The 12,375-nt window shown below is 70.4% G+C and carries 5 protein-coding genes; 3 read left to right on the forward strand and 2 right to left on the reverse strand.

Translation table 11 applies throughout. The features are described 5' to 3' along the window. The 3 genes from AN218_RS03465 to AN218_RS03480 form a co-directional block, all read left to right on the forward strand. On the forward strand, positions 1–4,092 hold a 4,092-nt coding region (locus tag AN218_RS03465), incomplete at its 5' end, for a type I polyketide synthase (protein ID WP_141747422.1). A gap of 356 nt (positions 4,093–4,448) precedes the next feature. Continuing rightward, complete coding sequence (locus AN218_RS03470) at positions 4,449–6,233, forward strand: 3-hydroxyacyl-CoA dehydrogenase family protein (protein WP_070015140.1); 1,785 nt, start codon at positions 4,449–4,451, stop codon at positions 6,231–6,233. 1,059 nt (positions 6,234–7,292) lie between these two features. After that, a complete protein-coding gene (locus tag AN218_RS03480) occupies positions 7,293–8,324 on the forward strand; it encodes a GDP-mannose 4,6-dehydratase (RefSeq protein ID WP_070015142.1) in 1,032 nt (343 codons plus the stop codon). Between the two features lie 92 nt (positions 8,325–8,416). On the opposite strand, the gene AN218_RS03485 is transcribed toward AN218_RS03480, so the two are convergent. Both AN218_RS03485 and AN218_RS03490 read right to left on the reverse strand, forming a co-directional pair. After that, on the reverse strand, positions 8,417–10,342 hold the full coding sequence (locus AN218_RS03485) for an ABC transporter ATP-binding protein (protein ID WP_216311715.1): 1,926 nt from the start codon (positions 10,340–10,342) through the stop codon (positions 8,417–8,419). 121 nt (positions 10,343–10,463) lie between these two features. Then, entirely contained in the window at positions 10,464–12,215 is a 1,752-nt protein-coding gene (locus AN218_RS03490; RefSeq protein ID WP_070015144.1) for an ABC transporter ATP-binding protein, read from the reverse strand. Positions 12,216–12,375 lie beyond the last annotated feature (160 nt).

A 12,375-nucleotide genomic window follows, 5' to 3' on the forward strand; every position in this document is an offset into this window, starting at 1 on the left:
GGCACCAACGCCCACCTCATCCTCGAACAGCCCGAAGCGTCGGTGACTTCTGCTGCTGATGGGGTGGAGCAGCCGTCCGCTGTGGTGCCGGACGTGGTGCCGTGGCTGGTGTCGGCGAAGTCGGCTGCCGGGCTGGACGGGCAGATCGAGCGGTTGCGTTCGCTGCCGGGTGAGTCCCATCCGGTGGATGTGGGACTGTCCCTGGTGACCTCGCGGTCGGTGTTCGAGCATCGTGCGGTGTTGCTGGCTTCGGACGAGGGTGTCGTCGAAGCGGCGCGGGGCGTCGCGTCGTCCGACCCGGGGGAACTGGCGGTGGTCTTCTCGGGCCAGGGCAGTCAACGTCTGGGTATGGGCCGGGAGTTGTACGACCGGTTCCCTGTCTTCGCCGAAGCCCTCGATGCGGTGCTGGCTCACCTGGATCCGCAGGTGCGGGAGGTCATGTGGGGCGGGGATGAGGGGCTGCTGAACCGTACGGGGTGGGCGCAGCCTGCTCTGTTCGCGATAGAGGTGGCGCTGTTCCGGCTCGCTGCTTCGTGGGGCATCGAACCCGACTACCTGGCCGGGCACTCCATCGGCGAGATCGCGGCCGCACATGTCGCTGGAGTCTTCTCTCTGGAGGATGCCTGTCGGCTGGTGTCGGCACGGGCGCGGTTGATGGAGGCCCTGCCGGAGGGTGGGGCGATGGTCGCGGTGGAGGCGGCCGAGGCCGAGGTCGTTCCGTTGCTGACGGAGGGTGTGTCGCTGGCGGCGGTCAACGGGCCGACCTCGGTAGTGGTCGCTGGTGTGGAGAGTGAAGTCGAGGCGATCTCCGCCCACTTCGAGGCGGAAGGTCATCGCACGCGGAGGCTCCGGGTTTCGCACGCGTTCCATTCGCCGCTGATGGAGCCGATGCTGGAGGACTTCCGCACCGCGATCCAGAACCTGACCTTCGAGGCGCCCAGCATCCCGGTGGCGGCGTGGGGCGATATTTCGACGCCCGAGTACTGGGTGGAGCACGTCCGGGAGACGGTGCGCTTCGGCGACAGCGTCGAATGGCTCGCTCAGCAAGATGTGTCGGTGTTTGTGGAGTTGGGTCCGGACGGTGTGCTGTCCGCCATGACAGCCGCGATCGCACCCGACGCCACGACCGTGCCTCTCCTGCGCAAGGACCGCGGCGAAGAAGCCGCTGTACTCGGGGCGTTGGGGCGTCTCCATGTGAACGGCGTGCCTGTTGAGTGGCAGCGACTCTTCGACGGCACGGGCGCCCGGCGGATCGATCTGCCCACCTACGCCTTCCAGCACCAGCGCTTCTGGCCGGCGGTCTCGACGCGGCCCGGGGACGTACGCGCCGCCGGTCTCGGTTCGGTGGAGCACCCGCTGCTCGGTGCCGCCCTCGAACTGGCCGGCTCGGAAGGGACTCTGTTCACCAGTCGGTTGTCGCTGCGGACGCATCCGTGGCTTGCGGATCACGTCGTCATGGGGCAGATCCTGGTGCCCGCTGCGGCACTGGTCGAGCTGGCGATGCGGGCCGGCGACGAGGTCGGCTGCGACCGCGTCGAGGACCTGACCATGGCCGCACCCCTCGTCGTCCCCGAGCAGGGCGGCGTGCAGATCCAGGTTTCCGTGGGAGCCCCGGACGATGCGGGGCGGCGCCAACTCGCCGTCTACGCACGGCCCGAGACCGAAGGGGAGGTGGTCCCCTGGGCCGAGCACGCGAGCGGCGTCCTGGCCGAGGGGGAACCCGCAGACGCCGAGCAGGAAGGCGCGGCCTGGCCCCCTGCGGGCGCGGAAGCGGTCGAACTAGCAGGCTGCTATGAGCGGTTCGCCGGTGCCGGCTTCGACTACGGGCCGGTCTTCCAGGGGCTGACGGCGGCCTGGCGCGGCAAGGACGGCGAACTGTTCGCCGAGGTGACCCTGCCCGAGGACACCTCGGTGCGGGACTTCGGCCTGCACCCCGCACTCCTCGACGCCGCGCTGCATGTAGCGCTGCTCGGAGGTAAGGACGACGGCGACGTCGACAGCGGCGACGTACCGTCCGGGGCGGCAGGTCTGCCGTTCGCGTGGGAAGGGGTCACGCTGCACGCGTCGGGAGCGACCGCGCTGCGAGTGCGGCTGTCCAGGACCGGCAGCGGTGCCATGAGCATCGCCCTGGCCGACCCGTCCGGCAGCCCTGTGGCCACGGTGGAGTCCCTGGTGACGCGCCCCGTCTCCGCGGACCAGTTCGGCACGCGGACGAGTACGGTCCGCGATGCGCTGTTCTCGCTGGAGTGGACGCCGATCATGGCGCCGGGCACCGCACCCGACGAGACGGTCGCCGTGATCGGCCCGGACAGGCTGGACGTGGTCGAGGCCCTGCACGACGCGAATGTCCCGGCGGAGGAGCGGCCGGATCTCGCTGCCGTCGGCGAGGGCACGGTGCCGGGCCTGGTGCTCGTGCCGGGACTGGTCGCGGAAGACGGCGAGGACACGGCCAGGTCGGCGCACGCGCTCACTTCGCAGGTGCTGGAGATGATCCACCAGTGGGTGGGCGACGAACGGTTCGCGCACTCCCGGCTGGTCTTCGCCACCCGCGGTGCCGTGACGGGTGAGGATCCGGCGGCTGCCGCGGTGTGGGGTCTGGTGCGTTCGGCGCAGTCGGAACACCCGGGCCGCTTCGCGTTGCTGGACGTCGACGCTTCCAGCCCGTCCTCGATCATGGTGCCGCTTGCGCTGGGCATCGACGAGCCGCAACTCGTCCTCATCGGCGGCGAGGTCATGGCCGGACGCCTCAACCGGGTCTCGCTGGATGACCGGCAGGTCGTCTGGGGCGGGGTCGAGGGCTGTGTGTTGGTCACTGGTGGTACGGGTGGTCTGGGTGCGCTGGTGGCGCGGCATCTGGTCTCGGAGCATGGTGTGCGGGATCTGTTGCTCGTATCCCGCCGTGGCCGTGAGGCTGAGGGTGCGGATGAACTGGTAGCCGAGCTCACCGAGTTGGGCGCACAGGCCGAGATCGCCGCGTGTGACGTGGCGGACCGGGAGGCGCTGTCGGATCTCGTCGCGCAACACGCGATCGGTGCTGTCGTGCACGCTGCGGGCGTCCTGGACGACGGTGTCGTGGAGTCGCTGACGGCGGAGCGTGTCGATGCCGTGCTGCGTCCGAAGGTGGACGCGGCGTGGAATCTGCACGAGCTGAGTCGCGATATGAACCTGTCGGCGTTCGTGCTGTTCTCGTCGGCGGCCGGTGTGTTCGGTAATGCGGGTCAGGGCAATTACGCGGCGGCGAACGCGTTCCTTGACGCGCTCGCGCTGCACCGCCGTGAACTCGGCCTGGCTGCTGTGTCGTTGGCGTGGGGTGCGTGGGCGCAGGAGGGCATGCTTGACGAGGCCGATGCCGAACGTCTGGCGCGGTCGGGCATGCCCCCTCTGGACACGGATGAGGGTCTGGAGTTGTTCGACGCGGCGCTGACGGCCGACGCGGCTGCGCTGGTGCCGGTGCGTCTGGATCTGCCGGTGCTGAAGTCGCGGGGTGAAGTGCCGCCGCTGCTGCGGGGGTTGATCCGTACCCGTACACGCCGCGCCGTGGCCGGAGCGGAGACCGCCGACTCGTTCGTGCAGCGGCTGACGCCGCTGAGCGGCGCCGACCGGCGCGAGGCGATGACGCAGCTCGTCTGCGGTCAGGTCGCCGAGGTCCTCGGCTACGCCAACGCTGACGAGATCGAACCGGACCGCCAGTTCCAGGAGTTGGGCTTCGACTCGCTGACGGCCGTCGAGCTGCGTAACCGGCTGACGTCCGCCACCGGGGTGCGGCTGCCGGCGACTCTCGTCTTCGACTATCCGACGCCGGTCGAGCTGGTCGGCTTCCTTCAGGACACGCTTTTCCCGGGCGGATCGGAGGACTCCTCGGAGGCGGCTGCCCTCCTGGGCGAACTGGACCGGCTGGAGCGGACGTTGGGAGGACTGACCGTCGACGCGCAGACGCACAAGCAGGTCGCCGGCCGGCTGGAGGTGCTGAGGACCCGCTGGGCGTCGCTGCGTGAGGACGGCCGGGGTGCCGACGACGGGGACGTGGACCTTGAATCGGCGTCGGACGACGAGATGTTCGATCTCCTCGACAACGAACTGGGGCTGTCCTGACCGGAGTCCGGTAGCCCCCGGGCGAGGCGCGGCGAGGAAGGGCGCGACAAGGGACGGCGACGAGGGGTGCGTGCCGTGTGCGTCGGAGAAGAGTCCGGCGGCACGCGGCAGCACCCTTCAAAGCCGGCTCGCCGTACGCGCCCCGGAGCGCTGCCCCTCCCGGGACCGTGCCGGGGCGGCTCCCTCGCGGGGGCCCGGGCTGCCCGACTGCACCGCGTGCCGCCCGGCTGCGGCTGCCTTGAGTCCCGTCGTGTGTACGGCGGGCGCCGATTCGGGGGAGTTCACTAGTGCCCCATCCGTGACCATGTGCTCCACGGGTTCCTGTCGGCGCCGACAGGCGGAGAGGAGACGGCCGCATGAACGGTCGGACGCACAAGGACGATCGGGCACTTGTGATCGGCGTGCTGGGTCTCGGCTCACTGGGGGAGGGGATCGTGCGGGCGGTGCTCGCCGACGGTTCCGGGCCCGGGGTGGTGGCCGTAGACCGGGACGCCGGCGCGGTGGAGCGGCTGCGCCGCAGCGTGGGGGAGTCGCGTCTGAGCTGTGGCACCGAACCGGCTGACCTGAAGGGCGCAGACCTCGTCATCGAGGCGGGGCCGGAGGAGCCCGCCGCGAAGGAGGCCGCGCTGCGCGCCGTCGACGCGGCATGTCCGTCGTCGACGGTCGTTGTGACCGCGTGCGCCGCTCTGCCGGTCGAGCAGCTCGCCGCCGTGTCGGGGCGGCCCGACCGGCTGCTGGGCCTGCGGGCCTGTCTTCCTCCGCCGCACGGCACGAAAGTCGAACTGACAGGTACGGCGCGGACTTCGCCCGAGGCGCTGACGCTGGCGCGCGGCGTCCTGGAGGCAGTCGGCAGCGAGGTCGTGACGCTTCCCGACGGCGCGGGCCGGGCCGCCGCCGAACTGGTCTACGGATACCTCAACAGCGCCGTCGCCATGGTGGAGGAGGGGTACGCCTCCGCCGAGGACGTCGACACCGCCATGCGGCTGGGCTGCGGACTGCCCTACGGTCCCCTTCAACTGGTCGACGTCATCGGCCTCGACACGGTCCGCGACACCCTGCGCGCCCTGCATGCACGCACCGGCGACGACGCCTTCGAGCCGGCGCCGCTCCTGGACGGACTCGTCGCGAGGGGCAGCCTCGGACGCAGGACGGGCGACGGCTTCCACCGCTGGGACGGCGGCGAAGTCCTCGTACCGGAGCGGCACCACGCTCCGTACGCCGCGGCTTCCACCGCCGCGGCCGGGGACGACGGTGCACGGCTGCCCCATCGCCGCTTCACCTCAGTCGGCGTCGTCGGCTCCGGCACCATGGCACGCGGCATCGCGGAGGCCGTCGCCCGCGCAGGCGTGCCCGTCACGCTCGTCGCGCGGGACGAGACGCGGGCGAGCGCCGCCTTCGACGCGGTGGACCGCTCCCTCGCACGGGCCGAGAAGCGCGGACGCATCAGCGAGTGCGAACGGATCGCCGTGCTCGGCTGCATCAACGCGACGGACGACCGTGCCCAACTGGCCGGCAGCGACCTGCTGATCGAGGCCGTCGCCGAGGACACCGACGTCAAACACACGGTCCTGCGTGCCATGGACGCCGTGGCGAAACCGGAGGCGGTGCTCGCGACCGTCACCTCCAGTCTCTCCGTGGACGGGTGCGCGCGGGCCACGAACCGGCCCTCCCGGGTTCTCGGGCTGCACTTCTTCAACCCGGCGCCCGCGATGCGCCTGGTCGAACTCGTACGCACCGACGACACCGACCCCGACGTGCTCGCCGCGGCGCACGCCCTGACCGCGGAACTGGGCAAGAGCGCGGTGGAGTGCACCGACCGGACGGGTTTCATCGTCAACGCGCTGCTCTTCCCCTTCCTCAACCAGGCCGTCCGCACCCTGGAGCGCACCGGGCTGTCCGTCGGCGACATCGACGAGGCCGTCACGGCCGGCTTCCGCCACCCGATGGGTCCGTTCGCACTGCTGGACTCCGTCGGCCTCGACGTGTCGCTGGCGATCCTGCGCAGGCTGAACGAGTCCGTGCCGCAGCCTGCGACCGTGCCGGCCGCCACGCTGGAGAAGCTCGTCGCGGACGGACACCTCGGAAGGAAGACCGGTACGGGCTTCACCCTGCACGCGGCTCCCGCACCGGCAGCGGTGTGAACTCCCGCGCGCTGCCTGCCGCCACGCCTCCGCATACCGGAGCGGGCCGTCCGGCCGCCCCTGCCGGAAACGGCCGGTGCGGACCGTGATTCTAGGGACTTCCTCAACAAGGCCGCTGCTTCACTGAGCCCGGCCAGGGGAAAGGACGTGCGACTCATGGCGAAGTCCACGGCGAACACAGAGACCGGCATCTCCTCCGGTGCCGGATCCGCGGAGGGAGATGCCGCGGCGGAAGCCGGCGCAGCACTGCGGCCCGGCCGTTTCCTGCGGCCCGCCGCGAACTCGCCGCGTACGGTGTCCCTTTCGCACGTCCCGTGCGGCCCCGCGACGTGGTCCGCCCCTGTCGCGGAGAACGCAGGCCGGCGGGCCGGGGCGCCGGCCGCACGCTGCTTGCGGCGGAAGGACCGCCGTCGCTCCCGGAAGCCCGTCGCCCGCGTCCCGAGCCCCGCCTCACGCAAGGCGGGCGCAGCGACGTGGCACGAGGCGGAGCCCGGGCCGTCGCCCTCCCCCGGGCACAGGACCGGGGCCGCCGTCTCCTTCCAGGCGGTACGTGCTTTCGCGCCCCGAGGAGAACGCTCCTCCGAGCAGCGGTACGAGCCAGGGCACCCCGCACACCCCCCGTGAGGACGCGCCCGAACGAACCTGCCGCTCGGGCCTGTTGGAGGAGGTGCGTGCGCCTCCTCCAGAGCATCGGCTCCCGCTCCTCCTGAACGAGGGCGGGGAGACGATGCGCACGCTGCAGCCCGTCCTCACCGCCGGCCGCCGCACGGCCGGAGATACCCGCCGCTCGCCCCGGGGGCCGCCGCAGCGCCCGACCGCGGTGCTCACCGGCGACGGCGACCCCCGCACCGGAATCGAAGAGGCGGAAGCACGGCTGCGTCGGCCACGGGCGGAATCCGCCTGGAGGCCCTCCGCGGTGGCCACTTCCGACTGACCTGGCCCCGGGCCGGCGTCCTGCAGACGGCCGGCGAAGGGCCCGATGCCCTCGACAGGGCCCCGTGACCGTACGACGCGAGGCCCCACCCCCGGGCCGTCCGCGGTGAAGAGAGGAAGAAGGCAATGCCCAGACGCGCACTGATCACCGGAATCACCGGACAGGACGGCTCGTACCTGGCCGAGCACCTGCTCTCCCAGGGTTACCAGGTCTGGGGGCTCATACGGGGCCAGGCCAATCCGCGCAAGTCGCGGGTGGCCAGACTGATGTCCGAACTGTCCTTCGTGGACGGCGACCTGCTGGACCAGGGAAGCCTCGTCGCCGCCGTGGAGACGGTGCAGCCCGACGAGGTCTACAACCTCGGCGCCGTCTCCTTCGTCCCCATGTCCTGGCAGCAGGCCGAGCTCGTCACCGAGATCAACGCCACGGGCGTACTGCGGATGCTGGAGGCGATCCGCATCGTCAGCGGCCTCAACAGCTCACGTCACCCCGGTTCCGCGCAGATCCGCTTCTATCAGGCGTCCTCGTCGGAGATGTTCGGCAAGGCGGCCGAAACGCCGCAGAACGAGAACACCACCTTCCACCCGCGCAGCCCCTACGGCGTGGCCAAGGCCTTCGGGCACTACATCACCCGCAACTACCGCGAGTCCTTCGGGATGTACGCGGTCTCGGGCACTCTCTTCAACCACGAATCGCCGCGACGCGGCGCCGAGTTCGTCACCCGTAAAATCTCCCTCGGCGTCGCGCGCATCAAGCTCGGCATCGACGAGAAGCTGCACCTGGGCAACCTCGACGCGGTGCGCGACTGGGGTTTCGCCGGCGACTACGTGCGGGCCATGCACCTCATGCTCAAGGGCGACGAGCCCACCGACTACGTGGTGGGCACAGGCGCGATGCACTCCGTGCGCGACGCCGTGCGCATCGCGTTCGAGCACGTGGGGCTGGACTGGCAGGACCACGTGGTGGTCGACCCCGCCCTGGTGCGGCCCGCGGAGGTGGAGATCCTCTGCGCCGATTCCACCCGTGCCCGCACCGAACTGGGCTGGGAGCCCACCATGGAATTCCCCGACCTCATGCGGACGATGACCGAGTCCGACCTGCAGCACGTCTCCCGCGAACGCGACTACCTCGACATGCTGCCGGCGGGTGTCTGGTGACCCGCTGACGCCCGGACTTCTCCTCGCACGCGCCGTGTTCGGGCCGGAGCCGTGAGCCGGGCGCACCCGGCCGGTGCCGGCCCGGCGGGCCACTACGCGTCCTTCCCGCCGGCCGCGGCATCCTCCCGGGCTCCGTCGGGCGCGGTGCGCGCCGCCGGCACTTTGGCCCGCACCTCCGCCGCCCCGGAGCCCTGCCCCTCGCCGGCCCCCGAGTAGAGCTGCGCGTAGCGGCCGCCTGCCCCCACCAGCTCGTCGTGGGTGCCCCGTTCGACGATCCGGCCGGAGTCCATCACCACGATCATGTCGGCGTCGCGGATCGTGGAGAGACGGTGCGCGATGACGAAACTCGTCCGGTTCGCCCGCAGCGAGTTCATCGCCTCGTGAATCGCGGCCTCCGTGCGGGAGTCCACCGAACTGGTCGCCTCGTCCAGCATCAGGATCGCCGGATCGGACAAGAACGCCCTTGCGAGGGTGATGAGTTGCTTCTCGCCGGCGCTGACGGCCGACGCGTCGTCGTTGAGCCTCGTCTCGTACCCGTCCGGCATGGCGCGCACGAACCTGTCCACGCACGTCGCCCTCGCTGCCTCCTCGATCTGCTCACGGGTGGCGCCCGGACGTCCATAGGCGATGTTCTCCGCGATGGTGCCGCCGAAGACCCAGGTGTCCTGCGGCACCAGGCCGATTCCCGCGCGCAGCTCCTCCCGGTGCATCGATGTGATGTCCCGGCCGTCCAGGAGGATGCGGCCGCCGTCGATGTCGTAGAAGCGGGTCAGCAGGTTGCCCAGGGTCGTCTTGCCGGCGCCGGTCTTGCCGACGACGGCGACGAGCCGTCCCGGCTCCACCGTCAGCGTGAGGTCTTCGATGAGCGGGGTGGCGGGCAGGTAGCGGAAGGAGACGTTCTCGAACTCCACGTGTCCCTTGACCTCGTGGGGCTCAGAGGAGCGCTCCGGGTCGGGCCGCTGTTCCTCCGTCTCCAGCAGGTCGAAGACGCGCTCCATGGAGGCCAGCCCCGACTGGAGCTGCCCGGAGAAGCTCGCCATGTCGATCAGCGGCCTGCTGAACATCCCGGAGTACTGCACGAACGCCTGCACGTCGCCGATGGAGACCGTGCCGGACGCCACACGCAGCGCACCGACCATCGCCACCAGCACATAGTTGAGGTCTGTGACGAACCGAGTGGCCGGGCCGATCAGTCCGGAGGTCGCCTGCGCACGCGAAGCGGCGGAGTACAGGGCGTCGTTGTGCTCGTCGAAGAGGCGCTCGGCCACGTCGCGCCGGCCGAAGCCGGTGATGACGGCGTGGCCCGTGTACATCTCCTCCACGTGCGAGTTGAGGTTCTCGGTCACCTGCCACTGCTCGGCGAAACGCGGCTGGGCGCGCCGCCCGAGCCTGACCGCCAGCAGCACGGACACGGGCACGCTCACCAGCACGATCAGCGCGAGCTCCCAGGAGATGACGAGCATCATCACCACCACGCCCGACACCGACAGCACCGAGTTGATCATCTGGCCGAGCACCTGCTGAAGCGTCAGCTGAAGGTTGTCGACGTCGTTGGTGACCCGGCTGAGGATCTCGCCCTTCGAACGGCTGTCGAAGTAACTCACGGGCAGCCGCGTCAACTTGTGCTCCACCTGCTCCCTCAGGTCGCGTACGGTGCGCTGGACGACCAGCGCCACCATGCGGCCCTGCACCAGCATGCACACGGAACCCACCACATACAGCGCGAGGATCAGCAGCAGCACCAGGCCCAGCCGGTCGAAGTCGATGCCCTGCCCGGGCACGACGTCGACGGTCGTCAGCACGTCGGCGAGGGTGTCCTTGTCCTGCTCCCTCAGCCGCGCGATGACGTCTTCTTTGCCGGAACCCGCGGGCAGGTCCTTGCTGACGAGCCCGGCGAAGATCAAGTCGGTGGCGTAGCCGAGAAGTCCGGGGCCCAGCAGGTTCAGGAAGACCGAGCCCACGCCGAGCACCGCCATGAGGACGAAGCTGCGCCTCTGCGGACGCAGCCGCTCCGCCATGCGCCGCACCACTCCGCGTTCTCCCGGCCGCGAGGAGAACCCGTACCGCTCGTGCCACTTCTGCTTGGGCCGCCGGTGTCTGCCCGTTCCCTCCCACTGGAAGATCGGTGACGAGAACCAGTCAAGCATCGGCGAGCGCACCGGGCACCTCCCAAGGGGCCGACTGCGACGCGGCCATCTCCTGATACGTGGCGCTGCCGCGCAGCAACTCCTCGTGTGTGCCGGTCCCCACGACGCGTCCGCCGTCGAGCACGACGATGCGGTCGGCCCCCTGCACGGACCCGATGCGCTGGGTGACCAGCAGCACGGTGGCCGCTGCCAGTTCCTTCTCCAAAGCGGCCCGCAGCGCGGCCTCGGTGCCCTGGTCGAGGGCGGAGAAGCAGTCGTCCAGGAGATAGATCAGCGGACGGCCCAGCACCGCGCGTGCGATGGCCAGCCGCTGCCGCTGGCCGCCGGAGATGTTCGAACCGCCCTGCGAGATGGGGGAGTCGAGGCCGTCGGCCATGCGCTCGACGAACTCGGTGCCCTGCGCCACGTCGAGCGCGTGCCACAACTCCTCGTCCGTGGCCCGCGGATTGCCGTAGCGCAGGTTGCTCGCGACGGTGCCGGAGAAGAGGTAGGGACGCTGCGGTACGAATCCGATGCTGCGGGCGAGGACGTCGGGCTCCATCTCCCGCACGTTCACGCCGGAGACGGAGACGGAGCCGCTGGTGACGTCGTTGAGCCTCAGTACCAGGCTCAGAAGCGTCGTCTTGCCGCTGCCGGTTCCCCCCAGCACGGCGACCGTCTCGCCCGGGCCGGCGCTCAGCTCCACGTCCTTGAGGACCGGAGTCTGCGCCCCGGGATAGCCGAACGTGGCGCTGCGCAGGTCGATATGACCGGTCGTCATCCACGGGTCCACGGGAATCTCGGGCTGGGGCACGCTCGTCGGAGTGCGCAGGACATCCTCGATGCGGGCGGCCGAGGCGCGTGCTCGCGGCGCCTCCGTGAAGACGAACGACACCACGATGATGGAGATGATGATGAGCGTCAGATACCCCAGCACCGCGTTGAGCGCTCCGAGTCGCATGGCGCCGTCCTCGATGCGCAGCCCGGCGAACCACACCAGCGCCACCGTGAGGACGTTCATGAAGACCATGAGCGTCACGGGGATCGTCGCCATGATGCGCCCGACGCGCAGGGAGACGCGGAACAGTTCGTCGTTGGCCTCGCCGAAGCGTCTGCGTTCGTGGCCGTCCCGTACGAACGCCCGGATCACCCGCACTCCGCTGATCTGCTCGCGCAGCAGCCGGGTCAGCATGTCCACGCACCGCTGCATCGCCGCGTACGGCGGGCCCAGGCGCCGCAGCAGCACCGACAGGCAGAGGCCGATCACCGCGACCAGGCCGATCAGCAGCAGCCCCAGCCCCGTGTCCTGATACAGCCCCAGCAGCAGACCGCCCACGCTCATGATCACGGCCGACACTGCGACGTCCGCCACCGTCAGCGCCAGACGCTGGATCTGCACCACGTCGTTCACGGTCCGCGTACTGAGGGACGACGTGCCGAACCGGGCCATCTCGGTGGCCGACAGGCGCATCACGTGCCGGAAGATCCTGGAGCGCAGATCACGCCCCAGTGCCGCCGTGATGCGGGAGGAGAGCACGGCGGCGATGCCCGCGCCCACGATCTGGACGGCCGCCAGCGCCAGCATGATCATGCCGGTGCGCACGATGTAGTCCGAGTCGCCCTTCGCCACGCCCTCGTCGACGACCGCGGCGTTGAGCGTGGGAAGCATCAACGTGGCGACGGTCTGGACGACTTGCAGCACCAGCAGGAGCACCGTCCTCCCGCGGTACGGCCGCACGCAGGCATACAGCAGTCTGATCAGCACTCGGCACTCCGGTCACGACGACGGCGGGCACGCGTCCCTGCACAGTCGACCCCGTCATGAACTCCTAGAATCCCTAGACTTCCGCGCCGCCGCCCCGCCTCGACGGCCCCGAGGGCCCCGAAGTCTCGAAGATTCCCTAGTACCCCGCGACCTACGGTGT

It is taken from the genome of Streptomyces nanshensis, assembly GCF_001751255.1.
Taxonomy (GTDB): Bacteria; Actinomycetota; Actinomycetes; order Streptomycetales; family Streptomycetaceae; genus Streptomyces; species Streptomyces nanshensis_A.